Raw genomic sequence first — 19,711 nt, forward strand, 5'->3', positions numbered from 1 at the left:
TCATTGCGAGGTACGAAGCAATCCCCGACTTACAGAGTTAAGGGGTTTCTACATATCTCGTCCTAATCAATGTTTAGTACATACTGGCCTACACCTCGTTTGGACGTCATTTGATGCTTTGCAGGCCGCTGTACTTGCCCCGGTTTATAAAACAATGATAGTAATAAAGTAAACAGCAAATAATACCTTTTCATTTCTCAAATATAAATCAGGAAATATTATTTAGGTAGATGGCTTCAAAAATCCAACACCATTTTCGTCCAATAAAAGGCCTGCGATAAGCAAGATATTAACAGACTATATTTTTTTAATAGCATGCCATTGTGAAATCATCACATAATTGGACCATATGAGCCTTTGCCTGCCTGGTGTTGAAAACAAGGGTGGAGTTGGTTTAGCGTTGATGGAATAATCATTATCTAATTCCATTTCCAATATAATACCTATTTTAAATGCGATGGCCACACTTTCTTTTTTAGGGATTTCGATTATTATCTCTCTTTTAATATCCTGATGAGGAGACAACGATAAAATTACGTTCGAATTTTTATAACAACTATGCTGAGCGAAGACTTTTAAATTTGGATTATCTGTTCTGTAAATATCCCACCAGGAACCTGACATGCTAAAGTATCTCAAAGTTGTTTCCGAGGCATTGGTGAATGTTACGGGCACCTTCAGGTAATTGTATTTCGCGCTTGTGTAAGGCACTCCGTACATAAACTCTATTTTGCTTTCATCAACGGACAAAATGTAATCCTCTCTATTCGAGGGTATTACCGGAAAATATTGGATTTTTGCGCGATAGTCAATCGAATCCATCGGTTTTAACGTCCTGGAGATTTTAAGAAACGAGGCTGCCTGCTGGCAAAAGCCTGGTTCTGCAAATGAAAGCGTGATAAGGATTATAATCAGGTGCTTTTTCAATATCTAAATTTAGATACCTCAGCGTTAGTTTCAACAACTAATATGTTATTTAATGTTAAATGCCGAATATCGAAGCAATCACTCCAATACCCGGCATTTATATAAACTATTCAATCTTGATACTTGATACTAACTACTTGATACTATCTCAATACTTCCCTGCTTATTACAATCTTCTGTATCTCGCTTGTCCCCTCTCCTATGGTGCAAAGCTTGGCATCGCGGTAGTATTTTTCCACGGGGAAATCCTTGGTATAGCCATAGCCGCCGAAGATCTGCACTGCCTCTGTAGCTACACGCACTGCGGTTTCTGATGCAAAGTATTTGGCCATAGCCGATTGTTTGGTTACCGGCTGGTGACGGTTCTTGAGGTCAGCAGCCTGCATGATCAAGAGTTCTGATGCCTCTATCTCTGTTGCCATGTCGGCCAGCTTAAAAGCTATGCCCTGGAAATTACTGATAGATTGACCAAACTGCTTACGCTCTTTAGAGTATGCCACTGCAGCCTCAAAGGCTCCCTTAGCTATCCCCAATGAAAGAGCAGCTATAGAAATACGACCGCCATCAAGCACCTTCATGGCTTGTTTAAAGCCCTCGCCTTCCACACCTAACAGGTTCTCTTTGGGTACGCGGCAGTTATCAAAGATCAATTCAGTAGTTTCGGAGGCACGCATGCCCAGTTTGTTTTCTTTTTTACCATGGGTAAAGCCAGGAGTTCCCTTTTCAATAACCAGTGCCGAGATGCCGTGCGAATCGCCTTTTGCCCCGGTGCGCACCATGACTACGGCAACATTGCCCGATTTACCATGCGTAATCCAGTTTTTTGAACCATTAACTATATAATGATCACCATCCAATACCGCGGTGGTATTCATCCCCAAAGCATCAGACCCGGTGTTGGCTTCCGTTAATCCCCAGGCGCCAAGCCATTCAGCTGTAGCCAGTTTGGGCAGCCATTTCATTTTTTGCTCCTCATTGCCAAAAGCAAGGATATGACCGGTACATAGCGAGTTATGAGCTGCTACCGATAAACCAATTGAGCCGCAAACTTTGGCTATCTCCACAATAACGGTAACGTATTCAAAATAACCGAAGCCCGAGCCACCGTATTGTTCGGGCACAAATACCCCCATCATACCCAACTCGCCCAATTTCTTAAAAAGTTCAATAGGAAAAACCTGGGCTTCATCCCATTCCATTACATGAGGTTTAATATTCCGCTCGGCAAAATCCCTTGCCATTTGACCTACCATGTGCTGATTTTCGTTCATAGAAAAGTCGAATCCGCCTATTGTCGGACCGTCTGTAAGTAAAGTTTCCATACTAATTTATATAACTGGTTATACAAATTAACGATTTAATTATCAGCTTGGTTTCACCAAAAATGCACCTGAATAGAAGTACAAAATGGTATCTGGTATGAAAAACAGGTTTAGTTTAAATAGGGTTATTTTTGGGTAAGAAAAGGAGTGAAAAATATTTTTTAAAAAATTGCTGATTGCAGGTTAATTGCCACTTAGGGCATAGTCTTGATACTGATATTAACTACTTGATACTACTACGGGCGTTGCCTGCGGCCGGGCTCTATGCTCATACTTCACAGGCCTTATCCACATGGGCCGGTATCCGCGCCGATCCCTAACGCAAAAAATTGTCTAAATTGACTTTCTCGAATTATTGGGATTTTCTGAATTAAATTCCGCTAATTCTGAAAATTCCGGTTCTGACAGAATCACCTGAACATCAAAAATCTTGCTACTTGATATTAACTACTTGATACTGCAAAGCTAATACTCAGCCAATACCACCAGTGTATCGCTGATAGATGCTATCCTTTCCCGGCCTTTTAAAAAGCCAAGCTCAACCACAAAAGAGAAACCGGCTACTATGCCACCCATTTCTGCAATAAGTTCACTGGCGGCAGTTACTGTGCCGCCGGTAGCCAGCAGATCATCATGAATCAATACATGCTGCCCGGGTTCAAAGGCATCTGTATGGCATTCTATTATCGCATCGCCATACTCCAATTTGTATGCTTTTTGTTTTATAGTAAATGGCAGCTTGCCCGCTTTGCGGATAGGCACAAACGGGATACCCAGTTTGGTTGCCAGCGTAAGTCCAAATAAAAACCCCCTGCTTTCTATACCTGCTATAACATCAATCCGGGTGCCCTTCAATTGTTCCACAAAGGCATTGATAATATTATCGCACAAAATGGGATCTTTTAATATCGGAGTAATATCCTTAAAAACTATCCCTGGCTTAGGGAAATCAGGAATATCGCGTATGGCTTTCTTTATTTGCTCGGTAATCATTTAAAAACTAAATAAGGCCCAATTTTACGCAAAATTCCGTCATCCAGTATGGCAATATTTTTCATATCGTCAATTGATTCATAATCGCCGTGCTGGGTATGGTATTCCAAAATGGCATTCATCTGCTTAAAGCTCAAATAAGGGAAACGTTGCAATTGATTAAAGGTGGCTGTATTTACATCAAGTTTTCTAATGTTTCGTCCATCTACAGCTATAGCATCCTTAATTTCGGCAAATTTAACATCATCAATACCAAACACCTCTTTCAACTGTTCCTTTTTGTAAAAGCCGCCTATACGCTCCCGGTACCTTATAATGCGCCTGGCGAATGCTGGCCCTATCCCCCTAATCATCATGAGCCTTGCCGAATCGGCGCTATTAACTTCTATAACCTCGCCGGGTGCGGCTTTCTTTGTGTAATGATCATTAGCCGGTAAGTTGATATAAGGTTCCAGGCGTTTATAGTCGGTATCAGTAATAGAGTAGATTTTTTTTACATCTGCTTTTGAGTAAAACCTGCCGCCTTTAGCCTCATAGTTTTTTATGACGTTTGCCTGATGCTCGGTTAGTCCCAGTTTTTCCCAATCGGCCATCGGTAAATTATTAGGATTAAAGGCAAACAGATTGATTTTTACGTGTCTATCTGTTTTTTTAACCAAATCGTCATCCAATTCTATACCTTTAGCTTTGGCAAGTATCGCAGCCGCTTTATTAAAATCATTAAAATTTATTGTATTATCTTTGCGGTTTGCCTGATAAATATATGGAGCTGCCAAAACCAATGCAGTTAAAATAATTAACACTACCATTCCGTTCCATTCTTTTTTAGTTATGGATAGGTAAGTTTTAATATGCGTCTTCATCATTATGAACTATCAGGCCTTAAAGTAAATGAAATTTCAGAATATTATTTATTAATAAAATACATTGTTATTTAAAAATGAAAGTAATAACCACCGAAGAGTTTGCCAAAGCCACTAAACTTGATAAGCTGAAAATGCCTGGCCTGGCCGCTTTGTTGATGGAAATCATGAAAATTAACCAGGTAAACGATTTGTTTGCCCAGGCACAACCCAAACAAGGCATCGAATTTATTGATGCAATTTTGGCCGGTTGCGGTATTGACATTGAATTTGATGAACGCGACCTGAGGCACATACCCAAAACAGGCAGTTTTATTGCTATTGCCAACCATCCCTATGGTGGTATTGAGGGCCTGGTACTTTTAAAACTGTTATTAACAGTAAGGCCTGATGCCAAACTGATGGCCAACTTCCTGCTAAAAAAGATCCCTAACCTTACCGACTTTTTTATTGCTGTAAATCCATTTGAAAACGTAGAGCACTCTTCAAGCATCAGCGGTTTAAAAAACACGCTCGAGCTTTTGAATAACGGTACGCCAATAGGTATTTTTCCGGCCGGCGAAGTATCAACCTTTAAAGTGGAGCAACAGCAGGTGACTGACCGTCTTTGGCACCCGGTGGTTGGTAAAATAATAGCCAAGGCTAAAGTACCGGTTGTACCTATTTATTTCCATGGAAATAATGGCTTACTATTTAATTTATTAAGTCTTATCCACCCTGCCCTGCGTACGGCTAAGCTGCCTTCTGAGTTATTTAATAAGCATGGGCATACCATCAAGTTGCGTATTGGTAAACCCATTAACGTACTGGAGATTCCTGATTATAATAACAGCGCTAAGCTTCTTAATTTTTTACGCGCCCGCACTTACGCTTTAGGTACAGGTTTAGAGGAAGAAAAAAAGATATTCAACCCGCGCAACCTGTTTAAGATAAAAAGACTGCCAACCGATATTGTTCCCGAAATTGATGCGGTAACACTTGAAAAGGAAATTGCACCCCTGAGGGAGAATTATAAGGTATGGACCGAAAAAAACTATGAGGTATTTATAGTACCTACATCGGTTATCCCAAATGTAATACGCGAGATTGGGCGCCTGCGCGAGGTAACTTTCAGGGAGATTGGGGAAGGTACCAACAAAAGTATCGATCTTGATGAATACGATATTTATTATAATCACCTTTTCATCTGGGATTTTGAGGCTAAAATGATTGTTGGCGCCTACCGTATTGGTTTGGGCGATGAGATATTTTACAGCGTAGGTAAAAAAGGTTTCTACATCACCGAGCTTTTTAAACTTAAAACCCAGTTTACCCCCGTATTGCGTAAAAGTTTAGAATTGGGCCGCTCATGGATCCGCAAGGAATACCAAACCAAGCCGCTGCCTTTATTCCTGTTATGGAAAGGCATTCTTAAATTTTTGATAGATAACCCAAGATACAGGTACTTGATTGGGCCGGTAAGTATCAGTAACTCGTTTTCAAAATTCTCCAAATCGCTCATAGTTGATTATATAAACAGGAATCACTTTGATCATGAACTGGCACAATATGTAAAGCCGCGTAAAAAGTTCAAAGTTGATTTTTCAAGTATTGATACCGATTTATTAATGGCTGGCGAGGATAGCTTTAAAGGCCTGGATAACCTGATATCGGAAGTAGAAACACGCAATATGAAAGTACCTGTATTGCTGCGCCAATACATTGCCCTTAATGCGAAAATTATCAGCTTTAATATCGATCCTAAATTTGCCGATTGCCTGGATGGCTTCCTGGTGCTTGACCTGGAGCAGGTACCGCAGGATATTTTAGATAAACTGGGTAAAAATTTATAGGATAGCATTTAAAATATACCCTCCATAACAAAAACACTCCATCGGCCAGCCCGGTGGAGTGTTTTTGTTTTATACCTACCTACCCTGTCACAATATTATCTCCCGAATTAACTTATATTGTTTGATCATTTCAAAATCCCAAAAAAGATCATGCAGGAAAACAAACCCGATACCAAAAATAGCAGCCATTTAAAACAGGTACTTGGCCTGCCTACCGGCATTTTGCTGGTAGCCGGCATCATGATCGGTTCGGGCGTGTTTAAAAAAATTGTGCCCATGTCGCAAACGCTGGGCAGCGAGCCTTATATTTTAATGGCCTGGATAATAGCGGGCATTATTACCATATTTGGCGCGTTCACCTATGCCGGCCTCGCCTCCATGACCACCCAAACAGGTGGGGTTTATGAGTACCTGCGCCTTATTTATGGAGACTTTGTTGCTTTTTTGTTCGGATGGACAATCTTCAGCATAGTTGGTAGTGGCGCCATCGCGGCTTTATCATTTGTATTTGCACAGTCTGTTAATACGCTTATTCCGTTACCCAACCCACTTAATACATTTAAAGATGTCGGCATCTCGCAATCCATATATCCATTTGCCGATTCGGGAATTAAAATACTGGCCGTACTTACCATTATGTTGCTAACCTGGGTAAACTACAGGGGCGTAAATAAGGCAGGGATCTTAAACAATATTGTAACGGCAGCCAAAATACTGGGCATCTTACTACTTATCGTTTCAGGGTTAATGTACAGCAATCCTCCTGTCGCAATCCGGGCGGCCACCTCTACCGTAACTCATCCGCAGGGCGCTGCCTTATTTAGTGGCCTATTTGGCGCCATGCTTAGCGCGCTATGGGCTTATGATGGTTGGGCCAACATTACTTTTGTTACCGGCGAAATCAAAAACCCTAAACGCAATATACCCTTAGCTATTATCGGCGGCGTAGGCATCGCCATGACGCTATATGTACTGCTTAACTATACCTATATGAAAGTATTGCCGGTATCACAATTGGCCGTGCTGGGTGCCGATAAAATAGCGGCTGCCGAAGTTGCCCGTATATTAATGGGTAAAGCCGGTGCGGTAATTATAGCTATACTTATTATGGTATGTACCTTTGGCGCACTTAACGGCTGCATTATATCGTATCCAAGGGTTTATTTCAGGATGGCGCAGGAAAGCGTTTTCTTTAAAAAGGCAGCTGTAGTTCATCCATCATTCAGCACCCCGCATATCGCGCTGCTTTATTCGGCTGTGTGGAGCGTGATACTTGTTTGCAGCGGCACTTTCGATCAAATTACTAACCTGGTTATATTTGCATCGTACGCGTTTTTCGGCTTAACTACGCTGGGACTGATACGGATGAAGATGAAAGGCATTGTAACAGCCAAAGTTATTGGCTACCCTGTAATTCCAATCATCATTATTTTATTCTGCGTTATCCTGGTGATAAATACCATTGTTACCCAAACCCAGGCATCCATTATCGGCCTGTTTTTAATTTTAAGTGGAATTCCATTTTACTTATATTTTAAGAATAAGTATAAAAAGGCCATTACTGATTAACCATACAAACTAAAAAAGTCCCTGCCGGATAAACCTGCAGGGACTTACTATTATGGTGTGTTTAGTAATGTTAGAAAGCGTAACGTATACCAAACTGCATTTGCCAGCGTGAAGCAAATAAATCAACAGAATATGGTAATCCTGGATCTGCAAAAGTATATTTTGGATAGCTTGTTGCTGCATTACCAAAACTTGGTGTGCCGTTTTTAGCTGGAGCTAAACCAATGCTTGAAGTTGAGTTGAAAGTGTTAGCTGAGAAGTAATACTGACCCCATTTTTTGTTCAGCAAGTTAGTAAGGTTAACAATATCATAAGTGAAAGTGATCACTTGTTTGTGTTTACCGCTACCGAATTTAAAGTCTTGAGCAAAACGGAAATCAAGTTGATTATTCCATGGTGTAAAGCCTCCATTACGTTGAGTAAAGTTACCACGACGTGATGATAAGTAGCTGCTTTTATCAATAAAGGCATCAAATGCAGCTGCTTGTTGTGCAGCAGTTTGTCCACCTACTATATCAGTAAAGAAGTTAACTGTTTCGCCTTGTTTAGGAATGTAAGCTAAACTAACTTGTTGGCCTGTTCCGTCAATTGAACTTGGATAAAAACCATAAGTATATGGGTTACCAGATTGCGCGCTAAAGAAGAAGCTAAAGTTTGCAGTGTAGTTTTTGGCAGCATCCCAGTCATGACGGATGTTTACGTTTGAAACGATGCGGTGACGGATATCAAAGTTTGAGTTGGCTAAACCTGGATTATTAGGATTTAAAGCCTGGTTTAACTGCCAGTTTGATTCCATTGAGTTACGGATACCATTGGTAACATCTTTTGAATGGCCATAAGTATAAGCAACGTTACCACTTAAACCAAAAGGGAATGTTTTACCTACCTGCGCTGTTAAGCTATAACGGTAGCCAAGGCTTGTGTTTGATAACTCATAAGCATTAGTATATGATGAGTTAACTTTTTGATTTACAAATATTGGCTGTTGGTGTTGGGTATCGTAAGAATAATAAGTTACGCTATCCTTAGTATTTACCTGCTGGAATTTTAAATCGTGAACGGTTTTAGTATAAATACCTTCCAAAGTAAATTTCCATTGGTCATCAGTTGTATAATCAAACGCTAAACTGCTTCTCCAAACCTGTGGCATTTTAAATTTATTGTCAATTAAATCTACCTGGGTTGGGCCTGTAGCTGCAGTATTGAAACCTTGCTGATTAACATAGTTTAAACCTCCGTTTGGAGATGTCTGAACTGGGTTAGTAAGTGGTTTTTGAGCAGCTTTACTATCATAAGCACCATAAGTAGCACCGTTGTTGTAAAACGCATAACCAAACCATGCAAAAGGTACACGGCCGGTGAATAAACCGCTACCACCACGTACAATTAAGCTTTGATCGCCATTTACATCATAATTGAATGATAAACGTGGATTAAACTCAACATTGTTTAAATAATTTTGTTTGATGTCGCGTGGCTTAGTATAGGTAAATGTATTACCGTAGTTAGGATCAACAGGAGCATTTGTTGTTTTGCTGCTCAATGGCTGTTTGTTAGGCACACCTGCATAATCCAAACGCAAAGCCGCGGTTAATTTAAAATTATCTGTAAGCTGTATTTCATCCTGACCGTATAAACTCATCAGGTTAACTTTAAATTGAGCTGATGGATGAGCTATGATATAATCACGAGTGTTATCAGTATAGTTAAAGTTAGCACGTACACGTGAAGGTGAGTTTGCTATAAAATTCTCTATACTGCTGTAAGCAACACGACCATTCCATGCGTTTACAAAGTTGTAAGTGATGTTATAAAACTCGTTGTGTGTACCAAACGTAAATGTGTGTCTACCTTTTGTTAAAGTAAAGTTGTCGGTAAACTCAGTAGTTTTTTGGTGCATATCAAATATAGCAGCCTCACGGTCGGTACCCATAAATATGGTAGTACCCGGGGTACGGCCTGTTATTTCAATTTGTGGTAAAGATGGATCTGAAGTAGGATCACGGTAATCATGTACGTTTGAGTAACCAATAACTAAACTGTTGCTCGCGCTGTTTGAAAACCTTGATTTTAACTCAGCAACAGTTGATGTTGAGTTGTTATGAGATACATAATCAATGCCACCAAAACGGAAGTTTTGTTGATCACGCTCTAAGTTTGTAGCTGTTGAGCTGATGGTATTGTTACGGATGGTTAACTGGTTATTATCGTTGATATTCCAATCCAACCTGTTAAAGAATTTATTTGAGTGCGAATAGATTGAAGTATTTGAATAAGTACCCGGATCAATACCATTTGGATTGGCCGCACTGGTTGTAAATGTTTTAAACGCGGCAACAAGTTTATTAGCATCCTGTAAGCTAAGAATCTGGCTTGAGCCACTTGCATCTGCACCACGGATAACAGGATCCTGACGACGGGCAATCTCCTCGTTGGTGAAGAAGAATAATTTATTCTTAATGATTGGGAAACCTAAACGGATACCGGTTTGGTAATCATGAAATGTAGAAGGTATTTTTGAACCATCGCCACCTGCAGCGGCAGATGCGTTATTGGGGCCTACTAAGAAAGCACCACGACCGTAACCATAAATTGAACCCGAAAAATCATTTGTACCGCTACGGGTTACAGCATTTATACTACCACCCAATACGTTACCAATTTTAATATCGTAAGGTGCAACCAATACCTGTACGTCCTGTATAGCATCTAATGATACTGGGCTTGTACGTGTACTGCTACCAACCTGACCAGAAGCGTTGTTTTGACCGCCTAATGATGGGCTAAAACCAATCGCATCATTATTGATGGCACCATCCAGTGTTACGTTATTGTAACGGTAGTTGGTTCCCTGGAAAGAGTTGTTGTTACTTTGAGGTGTTAACCTTGTCAAATCCTGTAAGCTGCGGTTGATAGTTGGCAGGTTTTTGATTTGATTTTGGTTGATGCGGGTACTTGCACCTGTTTTTGTACCACCGGCAGTACCTTTAATCTTCACTTCAGATAAAGTTGTAGTTTCATCTGCAAGCGCGAAGTTATAGGTAGCTGTACCTAAACTTAAAGTGATATCTGATCTTTCATCTTTTTTAAATCCGACAAAAGTAGCAGTGATGGTATAAGGACCACCCGGGTTAACGTTGGCAATTGTGTAACGACCATCGGAGTTGGTTTGCGAACCGTAACGTGTACCGGTACTTGTATTAAGTACGGTAATAGTTACACCTGGCAAGGTTACACCTTTTTGGTCGGTAACTTTTCCACTAACTAAAGAGGTGGTAATCTGCGCATTAGCGACATTAGCAACCCCGATGATCAGCAGTGATAAAAGGATAAAGTAGAGCTTTTTCATTTGTGTTTATTTTGAACACAAAAGTCAGCCCCTAATGTTAACTTAAGATTAACACTGTATTATTATATTAACATCTGTTTAATGTGGTAGGCGATTAGCTATAAATGTAAGCAATTTCTTTATTTTAATTTAAAAAGAAAGGGGGCGTTGCAAACGCTCCCCTCTCTTTTATTATATTGTTTTCAATTATTTTACCGCACCTGGTGTAGTGTAAGGCAATACTTGCGGGTTAAAATTAGCCCAACCAGCACTCCAATCAGTTGTTCCAAATGCGCCTTTGTAAGCAACTTTCTCAAAGAAGGCATCAGCAACTTTTGCATCAGTATATAATGCACCGGTTAATGCTGCAGATGTAGCAGTTTGGATAAAGTTTGGCACACCTGCTCTTGCTGCAGGAGCTAAATCTGCTGCAAATTTATACGGATCTGTATAAACCGAAGAAGCATAAGCATCAACAGTAAATATATTGTTTAAAGTGATTTTAGGTGTAATTAATCCAAGAGTTGTTGCATTAGATGCTTTTATCTGGTTATTTTTAACATTGCTGCCTATAATAAGGTTATTAGCAAATACTGATTTACCTGAAATATAGTTGGCAGAAGCATTCTCAGTACCACCAGCCGGTAATGCATCATCATAAAAAATACCTTCTGTATAACCTGCAATAACCGAATTTAATATGCTGATTGCTGAATTACGACGGATTTGAGCACCATGTTGAAAGTTTGCGTTTATAGAAGTAAAAGTTGCAGATTCTTTAGGACCTAATATGGTCATATTTGAAAATACTGCATTGGTTTGTGGGGTAACATTAGTACCTGAACTTAGGTTATCTGATTCAAATCCGTTTGATCCAGAAACGTCAGCAGTTGCAGCTAAACGCTGTGCTAAACCAAATTGTATTTTACCTGAAAAACCATTGTCTGTATCAAAATCATCATCCCAGCTATCAATTGCAAGTAAGTGTTTTGCATTTACAGTACCACCAAACCACTCATAAGCATCATCTCCTGAACGGTAAACCTCTACATACTCAATTGTAGTACCAGAGCCAACGCTACCTAATGACAAACCATTTAATTCGTTATCAGGGCCTAATGGAATACCTGCGTACTCGATACGTACATACTTTAATACACCTGAGTTATCAGCTGCATCAGTACCACCATGCTTGGCTTTATCTGTAGCATCAGATATACCTTCAATAGCCACTGAAGTACCAAGGTTATTAGGTGCTTTACCTAATAAAACTAATCCACCCCAGTCACCCTGTGAACGGCCGCCTGCGGCAATGTTTGAAGTAAATACAATTGGTTTATCCACTGTTCCTGTGGCGTTTATTTTTGAGCCACGTGTAATAATTAATGCACCCTTTGTTGCTTTGTCGCCTTTAATTATTGTTCCTGGCTCTATAGTCAGCGTAACATTGTTGGTAACGTAAACATTGCCTTTCAAAAGGTAAATTTTACTTGCCGTCCATGTGGTATTAGCAGTAACATCAGCGCTAACTTCAACAACATTGCTGGTTACGGGAGGATTAACAGCCCCGTCATCAGGGCTGCTTTTTGAACAACCTGATATAAGTACACTTAGGCTTAACGCAGCCATTAATAAGATTTTTTTCATTTTCGTTTTTTATTATTTATTGTTAATTGGGTAATTAATTGGATGTGATAAATTAATTTTCAAATAGTTTTTAATAGATAACAGGGTTTAAGTTTATTTTAGAATGTATAGTTAAAAGCAAATGAATAATTGCTTCCTGATTTAAAGCGGCTCAGGGTTTGATCTGCGTTCGCTTCATATTTTTTGCTCGTGTTATTGTCATAGTATAAAGTGCTTTGCTGGTTTAAAATATCGCCCGCATTAAACTTTATCTCACCTTTACCTTTTAAAACTTTAACACCCAATTGCAAATCAATTACGTCTCTCGGAGCTTCCCAAACGCTTGGGAAGGCAGCGCCGGCTGCTATAGAAAGCCTTCTGCCAACTTTGTTGTACAAAGCATTAAAGTTTAATTTATTGTTCAGGAAGCTATGCTGTAAACCTGCATTGATTACGTAAGGAGCTTGCCCTACAAGCGGACGCTTGGCTTCAAGAAAGTTTATACTTCCATCAGATGGATTAAATACTTCTGATTTGATTATAGCGACATTGGCGTAAGCTGTAGTATTTTTGAAAAAATTGCCGGGCGCAATAAAATCTAATGATTTCCGCACTTCAAACTCAGCCCCATAAACAGTAGCTTTATCTGTATTAAAATAAGTGATAATACGTTGTGAACCTGCATCCTGGTTATATGTTTCAATCGCGTCCTTAAATCTTTTGTAGAAAACGGAAACTGAGATTATCTGACCGGCTGATGGATAAAACTCAAAACGAAGATCGGCATTATTGATAAGGGCTCTTTTAAGATTAGGATTACCTTGCAGCGATGCCAATAATTCATAATCATTAATGGCTGATGTAGCTAACTCCCTGAATTCCGGGCGGGCCAATGTGCGGTAATAGGATGCTCTTAAGTTAATTTTTTCTGTTAAGCTATAGGTGAAATTAGCTGATGGAAGTACGTCAACATAATTTTGTTTTACTTTATTTAAATTGTCTTTTGATGTCAGATCCAGTTTAAACTGCTCAACCCTGGCTCCCCAAACTACCCTGAAATTTTCACCTATCTTATTATCCAGCATTGCATAGCCGGCATTTGTAAGTGAATTTGCCGAATAAGAATCAGGCTTAGGATTAATCTCATCAATTTTGTAAATATTATTGTTGATAAGGTCTTTGCCAAAAAGGGTACTTAAAGGTCTTTCTCTCACTTCCGGATCATCATTTCTTAACAAGACGCCTATAAACCTGATGTCGAAATTCCTGTCGCGATAAAAAGAGTTTAACCCGGTTTTTAATGTTGCCGTTTTATTAAACATTTTTATTGGCTGCGAATAATTAACGGCTGCAGAATATGCGTTTTCATTCAACTTTGAATATTGCCTTGCATTGTCTTTTCCTAATGTTGATAAATTGGCTCCAAAGCCAACGTCCGGATTATTTCTATCTGCAATAAGCCTTGTGTAACTAACTTTACGCTGATCTGGCTGATCATTCAATACATTACTATAACTTAATGACCAGTTAATTTTAGCATTATTGTCTCCTATAGGATGATTACCTTCAATTGTAGATTTTAGTAAAGATTTTTGCAATAAGTCAAAGGCAAAAAACTTTACATCACTTGATGTTGCAGCGTTTGTACCTGTTCTGGATAAGAACTGGTCGTCATATATCCTGTTATAGGTATTTTTAAAGGTTATTTTATTCTTGCCAAAAGTGTAACCAAAATTAGCCAACGCGCCTATATTGGTCGAGAACTTGTAAATATTATCCTTGTAATCGTAATCATAATAATCACGCACTACATCGTTGTAAATATTTTGCGAATTACGGTATGTTAATGAAATAATAGCACCAAACCTGTTTCCGCTTTTTTCAAAGTTTTTTACCCTGCCAATAGTAAACTGGTAGTTTTGAGTAGGCAAGGCTTTATTATTATAGATATTCCAGTCCTGCGGTAATTTTTTAAGGGCCGATATATTCTGTTCTGTTGTAAGGCCATTTATTATCCTGGTGGATGAAGGAAAACCAGCAGCTAAACTTTTGTCGCCATTATCAAATCCCAAGTAATCAGTAGCGTTCCTTGTTCCACTTTTAAAATCCTTAAAAGTAGACGCGGTATTGTAACCGCCGCCAATTCCCAGTGTAACAAAATTCTGATCAGGAAGGTCTTTAGTGGTGATTTGAATAGCACCACCTGTAAAATCAGCAGGCAAATCAGGAGTTCCGGTTTTACTGATGATGATATTTTCTACAAGATTAGAAGGTACAATATCGAATGAGAACGCTTTTCTGTTAGGCTCTGTACTGGGTAGTTGAGCTCCATCCAGCAGTGCTGTATTATATCGGTCACTTAATCCTCTGATAACAACAAACTTGTTATCCTGTATGGTTGCTCCGCTTACCCTTTTTAACACATCGGCCGTACTCCTGTCTGGTGATTTCCTGATAGTTTCCGATGATATACCATCCGATATAGATGCGCTGTTTTTTTGAACCGAATATAACGAGGCAACTGAAGCCTGGCGAAAGGTGGCCTTTACAACAACCTCCTTAAGCGCCTGGGTAGTGGCTTCCTGCAAAGCCACATCAAGATTAGTTACAACTCCGGCTTTCACCTCAACATCGGATATCGATTTGCTTTGATAACCTATATACCGTACAATGATAATGTACTTACCGGGCTGAAGCGCTGCTAATATATACCGGCCGTCAACATTGGTAGATGCACCGTTGGTTGAGCCTTGGATGCCAATAGATGCACCAATAAGAGTTTCGCTTGTTTTTTGGTCTATTACTTTACCGGCAATTTTGCCAGTTCCCTGCGCAAATAGTAAACTGGTATAAAAAGTAAATATTAACGAAAGGATGAGTAATTTTTTCACGTGCTAATTTTAATCAGCTGCAAAACTACCCGGGGCGTATTAATTTCATGTTAACTCAAAATTATCAAATCGAATATCTTAGATATTAAATTTATATTGAATTTAGATTGCAGATAAATGAAGATTAGATGAAGATTTAAGTTAAATGCATCCACTGTTTGGTTTCAATTATATCTTTGCAGCACAATTTTAATATGGCTAATCACAAAAAAGCTGAATTTTCCTTAATAGATCAGGATATATCAATGATAGCGAAAGCGCTTTCTCATCCTGCAAGGATAGCTATATTACGTATTTTGGCACAGAATCCTCATCTTACCTGTGGCGAGATAGTTGAAATATTACCTCTTGCGCAGCCAACAGTATCTCATCACCTAAAGGAATTATTAGACGCACATCTCATTACATTTACCATTGATGGCAAAAAATCATTATATGATGTAAACCAGCAACGTTGGAATGAATATACCGAAGCGTTTGAAGATATGCTTAATGCAATCAATAATCCGGTAATCTAAGCCGTAAAAAAGAGCATTGGCAAAATTACAAATTACACCTCCACAGTATATTTGAGCGACAATTTCCTCATATCTAACAAATACTACCTCTCAGTGATGTTATGTTAATCATTTATTAACCCGGGGCTAATATCAGGCGCATACATTTGGCATTTTAAATCCATCCTGCGGTATAATATGAACACAGCCACTGTAAGCAAAAAGATTTTATCTTTATTTATAGCGGTGTTATACCTCTTTTTTTCATGCGTTTATGTTACAAGGTGTGCAAAAGACCACAATACAAGCAACAAACAAGCTTATTCTATTTTAAATAAAAGTGGCGCCAAAATTTACCACAGCACGCTTTCAATTTACAATGGTAATAAATCGGTCCCTTTTGTTCTTTTATCGCGGCCAAGAGTAATTTCCGGTAAAAACCTTATCCTTTTTGCCACACCCTTTCTCAGATTTGCCCAAACGCGCTTATTTTTTGCCCAAAACCAGTCGATTACAAAAAACTTCTTCCGGAATTTTAAGACTATTTATTCAGACAATATCTTTTCCCTCATCCGTACCTGGAAAATTTGAAGATTTAGAAAACTTTCATTCATTGATTGTGGAAACCTTCGCCGAGGATTGAGCATGATTTTTTAGTAAACATTGCTCCTAAAGCCTCCCCATTAACCATTTATTTTAATCGCGACGAATTTGCGTTATAAGTTCATTCGTCACAGCACCAATTTTCATTAATATCGTTGAATAATTATGCCTTTTATTGATTCTAAATTTTCAAACACTGATAACGAACTTGCCAACTTTGCCAAAGCTTTAGCACTACCTGTACGGGTGGCAATCATCCGCCTTATAATAACTAATGGCAATTCAATAACCAAAGAAAATTTCCACACTATTCCATTTAACCATGAAACAATTAACAAGCATATTGCTGAATTAAAAACCCTGGGGATAATTAAAACTGCCGGGCATAAAGGCAATATCAGGTATTGCGTTGATGAAGGTTTGTTTAACCAAATGGCAAGCAGGTTTGCATCACTATTTCGCGGAGTGAATAGTTTAGCGCCTGATTTACAAGATTAATTATTTTGCAAAATCCTCATGAGTATGAGGATTTCCGCTTTAATCTAATACTTAATAGAAAGCTTTTTAAGTACCAGGTGAAGCAGGTATATGGGGCCGATGAGCAAAAATTTAATATCATCAAGAAAAGACGGTTTCTTCCCCTCAATTTTATGTCCTATAAATTGCCCAACCCATGATGCCAGGAAAATGATCAAACTCACCTGCCACAGTGCAGGGCCACCTGTTTTGTGCCAATGCTCTATCCCAATGATAGCGTAACTAAAGCCAAACAATATAAATAGCATCAGGTACGATAACATGGGTGATAGCTTAAGATAATAGTAAATGCTAAAAGCTATTAAAAACGATGCCCAATTAAACACCCCATTGTAGGCACCTAAAAAGCTAAGATTGGGAAACGGAATAGACCATACTAATCCAAGCAGGCTGAATACAATAAGCGGGATACAAATAAAATGAATCAACTCATTTGTTGAGTTTTGGTGACTCTCGGCATATTTGGCAAAATAAACATCAACCGCACGGGTGCCATCAGCATCCGTTGTTTTCCCGGGCATGTCGCTTTTTTTGTTGTTTGATGTTTTACTTGAAGCCATTTTACTGTAAATATAAAACCCTTCCGGCTAATAGCCGAAAGGGTTTGCATTAATTTTTTTTTCGCTAATTATTTTGCGAAGGCTACAGACCTGGTTTCCCTGATCACGGTAACCTTTATCTGACCCGGATAGGTCATTTCTGTTTGAATACGGTTTGATATATCGGCAGCCAATACTTCTGATTGGGCATCGCTTATCTTTTCGCTTTCAACTACAACCCGCAGTTCGCGGCCAGCCTGTATCGCAAAAGTTTTCTCCACACCAGGATATGACATAGCCAGCTCTTCCAGTTCTTTCAAGCGTTTAATGTAGCTTTCAACAACCTCACGGCGGGCACCTGGACGGGCACCTGAGATAGCATCACAAGCCTGAATTATCGGAGATAACATCGAGGTCATTTCGATCTCATCATGGTGAGCACCAATAGCGTTACAAACTTCAGGATGCTCTTTATATTTTTCGGCTAATTGCATACCCAAAATAGCGTGTGGCAGTTCGGGGTTATCATCAGGCACTTTACCAATATCATGTAATAATCCTGCACGTTTTGCCATCTTCACATTAAGGCCTAATTCGGCAGCCATAGTAGCGCAGAAGTTAGCTACCTCACGTGAGTGCTGTAACAGGTTTTGCCCGTAAGATGAACGGTAACGCATACGGCCAACCATACGGATCAGCTCGGGGTGTAAACCATGAATACCCAGGTCAATTACGGTACGCTCGCCTATTTCTACAATTTCTTCTTCAATTTGCTTCTTAGTTTTAGCAACCACCTCCTCAATACGGGCAGGGTGAATACGGCCGTCGGTTACCAAACGGTGCATGGCAAGCCTTGCAATTTCGCGCCTTACCGGGTCAAATCCCGAAAGAATGATCGCCTCTGGGGTATCATCAACAATGATTTCAATCCCCGTTGCAGCCTCCAAAGCCCGGATGTTACGACCTTCACGACCGATGATACGGCCTTTGATCTCATCATTTTCTATATTAAAAATAGAAACCGTGTTTTCAATAGCACTCTCGGTAGCAGTACGCTGGATAGTTTGGATAACTATCTTTTTAGCCTCTTTAGTAGCTGTAAGTTTAGCCTCGTCAACAATATCCTTAATCTGGATCATGGCTTTTGAGCGGGCCTCTTCACGTAAAGTATCAACCAATTGGTTCTTGGCATCATCTGCAGATAAACCCGCTATAGTTTCCAATTGCTGTACGTGTGAGTTTTTCAAAACTTCAACTTCCTCTTGTTTTTTAACAACAATTTCGGTTTGTTTCTCCAGGTTTTTGCGCGTATTATCCAGCTCATTCTCCTTGCGGTTCATGTTCTCCAGGCGCTGGTTTAATGATTGCTCCTTTTGTTTAACGCCATTCTCGCGTTGGTTTACATTGTTATTTTTATTTGTTACTTCCTGCTCATGTTCAGCTTTCATTTGCAAAAACTTCTCTTTCGCTTCCAGTAATTTATTTTTCTTCAGGATCTCGGCATTGTTTTCAGCATCTTTTAATATTTTTTTCACCTTATTCTGTGCCGATGTTTCCTGATCTTTAAAAAGCTTCCGTAACAGGAAGCGCCCGATGACTATGCCAAGGCCTAAGCCAACAAGCAAGCCGATAATAATGTATAGTAAAATGTCCATTTTAGGTTTATTGGTATGTATGTATATAAAAAAACCGCAACTAATTTTCAAGTATCATGTATTTAAAAACTTCATTTCGGATATTGGAATCATGGGTTACGTTAGTACATATAGTAACGCATGCCTCTTTGATCCGCTCATATTGAAGCGTTAAGTTTTTAATAGTGAAACCCAAAATTTAACTGCGGTTAAATCTTAAATGTGCTCTGTATATATTTAAAGAACGTTTATTACTTCGAAAAAAATTCGTCCAGCATATGGTCCAACTTGTAAACCCTTTCAGCAACGTCAGTATCCTCAACGTTAACCTTCTTCTCGGCTTTTAATGATGATGTTGCGTAATGCAGCACACACATCGAAAGCAGATCCTGCTTATCCCTCACTGCATAATTTTCCTGATATTCTTTTATCCGGTCGTTAATTAGTTTGGCCGCTCTGCGTATTATCTCTTCTTCTTCCATGTTCACCTTTAAGGGGTAAACTCTGTCAGCAATATTTATTTTTATTGAGATTTCTCCCATTGAGCTTT

14 protein-coding genes are annotated in these 19,711 nt (G+C 39.3%); 4 read left to right on the forward strand and 10 right to left on the reverse strand.

All coding sequences use genetic code 11. The features are described from left to right. Positions 1 to 297: 297 nt before the first annotated feature. The 4 genes from AC1DYB_RS21755 to AC1DYB_RS21770 form a co-directional block, all read right to left on the reverse strand. Positions 298 to 927, reverse strand: a complete 630-nt coding sequence (locus AC1DYB_RS21755) for a hypothetical protein (protein WP_477437937.1) — start codon at positions 925 to 927, stop codon at positions 298 to 300. Between the two features lie 143 nt (positions 928 to 1,070). Next, entirely contained in the window at positions 1,071 to 2,249 is a 1,179-nt protein-coding gene (locus AC1DYB_RS21760) for an acyl-CoA dehydrogenase (protein WP_295717251.1), read from the reverse strand. Between the two features lie 465 nt (positions 2,250 to 2,714). After that, positions 2,715 to 3,242, reverse strand: a complete 528-nt coding sequence (locus AC1DYB_RS21765) for an adenine phosphoribosyltransferase (RefSeq protein ID WP_295717250.1) — start codon at positions 3,240 to 3,242, stop codon at positions 2,715 to 2,717. Continuing rightward, a complete protein-coding gene (locus AC1DYB_RS21770) occupies positions 3,239 to 4,108 on the reverse strand; it encodes a ComEA family DNA-binding protein (RefSeq protein ID WP_477437939.1) in 870 nt (289 codons plus the stop codon). Before AC1DYB_RS21770 ends, AC1DYB_RS21765 begins: the two co-directional genes overlap by 4 nt. A 74-nt stretch (positions 4,109 to 4,182) precedes the next feature. Between AC1DYB_RS21770 and AC1DYB_RS21775 the strand changes: the two genes are divergently transcribed. Next, on the forward strand, positions 4,183 to 5,937 hold the full coding sequence (locus AC1DYB_RS21775; protein WP_295717248.1) for a lysophospholipid acyltransferase family protein: 1,755 nt from the start codon (positions 4,183 to 4,185) through the stop codon (positions 5,935 to 5,937). Positions 5,938 to 6,087: 150 nt separating this feature from the next. After that, on the forward strand, positions 6,088 to 7,506 hold the full coding sequence (locus AC1DYB_RS21780) for an APC family permease (RefSeq protein WP_477437942.1): 1,419 nt from the start codon (positions 6,088 to 6,090) through the stop codon (positions 7,504 to 7,506). 70 nt (positions 7,507 to 7,576) lie between these two features. On the opposite strand, the gene AC1DYB_RS21785 is transcribed toward AC1DYB_RS21780, so the two are convergent. The 3 genes from AC1DYB_RS21785 to AC1DYB_RS21795 form a co-directional block, all read right to left on the reverse strand. Further along, complete coding sequence (locus AC1DYB_RS21785) at positions 7,577 to 10,855, reverse strand: TonB-dependent receptor (protein ID WP_477437944.1); 3,279 nt, start codon at positions 10,853 to 10,855, stop codon at positions 7,577 to 7,579. A gap of 186 nt (positions 10,856 to 11,041) precedes the next feature. After that, a complete protein-coding gene (locus tag AC1DYB_RS21790; RefSeq protein WP_477437946.1) occupies positions 11,042 to 12,481 on the reverse strand; it encodes a hypothetical protein in 1,440 nt (479 codons plus the stop codon). A 98-nt stretch (positions 12,482 to 12,579) separates the two neighbouring features. Further along, the gene (locus AC1DYB_RS21795; protein ID WP_477437948.1) at positions 12,580 to 15,351 is read right to left on the reverse strand and encodes a TonB-dependent receptor; all 2,772 of its coding nucleotides are present in this window, start codon (positions 15,349 to 15,351) and stop codon (positions 12,580 to 12,582) included. 194 nt (positions 15,352 to 15,545) lie between these two features. Here AC1DYB_RS21795 and AC1DYB_RS21800 point away from each other — a divergent pair, with 194 nt between their 5' ends. Together AC1DYB_RS21800 and AC1DYB_RS21805 are read left to right on the forward strand one after the other, a co-directional pair. Continuing rightward, on the forward strand, positions 15,546 to 15,869 hold the full coding sequence (locus AC1DYB_RS21800) for an ArsR/SmtB family transcription factor (protein WP_477437950.1): 324 nt from the start codon (positions 15,546 to 15,548) through the stop codon (positions 15,867 to 15,869). A gap of 747 nt (positions 15,870 to 16,616) precedes the next feature. Further along, a complete protein-coding gene (locus tag AC1DYB_RS21805; RefSeq protein WP_477437952.1) occupies positions 16,617 to 16,949 on the forward strand; it encodes a hypothetical protein in 333 nt (110 codons plus the stop codon). 44 nt (positions 16,950 to 16,993) lie between these two features. Here AC1DYB_RS21805 and AC1DYB_RS21810 read toward each other — a convergent pair whose 3' ends face one another. The 3 genes from AC1DYB_RS21810 to AC1DYB_RS21820 all read right to left on the reverse strand — a co-directional run bounded on the left by AC1DYB_RS21810 (position 16,994) and on the right by AC1DYB_RS21820 (position 19,703). Then, a complete protein-coding gene (locus AC1DYB_RS21810; protein ID WP_477437954.1) occupies positions 16,994 to 17,548 on the reverse strand; it encodes an Mpo1 family 2-hydroxy fatty acid dioxygenase in 555 nt (184 codons plus the stop codon). Positions 17,549 to 17,616: 68 nt separating this feature from the next. Next, positions 17,617 to 19,182, reverse strand: a complete 1,566-nt coding sequence (rny, locus tag AC1DYB_RS21815; protein ID WP_295717233.1) for a ribonuclease Y — start codon at positions 19,180 to 19,182, stop codon at positions 17,617 to 17,619. A 230-nt stretch (positions 19,183 to 19,412) separates the two neighbouring features. Continuing rightward, on the reverse strand, positions 19,413 to 19,703 hold the full coding sequence (locus AC1DYB_RS21820) for a cell division protein ZapA (RefSeq protein ID WP_295717230.1): 291 nt from the start codon (positions 19,701 to 19,703) through the stop codon (positions 19,413 to 19,415). Positions 19,704 to 19,711 lie beyond the last annotated feature (8 nt).

The organism is Mucilaginibacter sp. P2_A4 (assembly GCF_056405015.1).

Coding starts and splice junctions, on each gene's coding strand:
- AC1DYB_RS21775 (WP_295717248.1), top strand. CDS start 4,183: ATGAAAGTAATAACCACCGAAGAGTTTGCCAAAGCCACTAAACTTGAT.
- rny (WP_295717233.1), bottom strand. CDS start 19,182: ATGGACATTTTACTATACATTATTATCGGCTTGCTTGTTGGCTTAGGC.
- AC1DYB_RS21810 (WP_477437954.1), bottom strand. CDS start 17,548: ATGGCTTCAAGTAAAACATCAAACAACAAAAAAAGCGACATGCCCGGG.
- AC1DYB_RS21765 (WP_295717250.1), bottom strand. CDS start 3,242: ATGATTACCGAGCAAATAAAGAAAGCCATACGCGATATTCCTGATTTC.
- AC1DYB_RS21820 (WP_295717230.1), bottom strand. CDS start 19,703: ATGGGAGAAATCTCAATAAAAATAAATATTGCTGACAGAGTTTACCCC.
- AC1DYB_RS21780 (WP_477437942.1), top strand. CDS start 6,088: ATGCAGGAAAACAAACCCGATACCAAAAATAGCAGCCATTTAAAACAG.
- AC1DYB_RS21785 (WP_477437944.1), bottom strand. CDS start 10,855: ATGAAAAAGCTCTACTTTATCCTTTTATCACTGCTGATCATCGGGGTT.
- AC1DYB_RS21760 (WP_295717251.1), bottom strand. CDS start 2,249: ATGGAAACTTTACTTACAGACGGTCCGACAATAGGCGGATTCGACTTT.
- AC1DYB_RS21805 (WP_477437952.1), top strand. CDS start 16,617: ATGCCTTTTATTGATTCTAAATTTTCAAACACTGATAACGAACTTGCC.
- AC1DYB_RS21770 (WP_477437939.1), bottom strand. CDS start 4,108: ATGATGAAGACGCATATTAAAACTTACCTATCCATAACTAAAAAAGAA.
- AC1DYB_RS21800 (WP_477437950.1), top strand. CDS start 15,546: ATGGCTAATCACAAAAAAGCTGAATTTTCCTTAATAGATCAGGATATA.
- AC1DYB_RS21790 (WP_477437946.1), bottom strand. CDS start 12,481: ATGAAAAAAATCTTATTAATGGCTGCGTTAAGCCTAAGTGTACTTATA.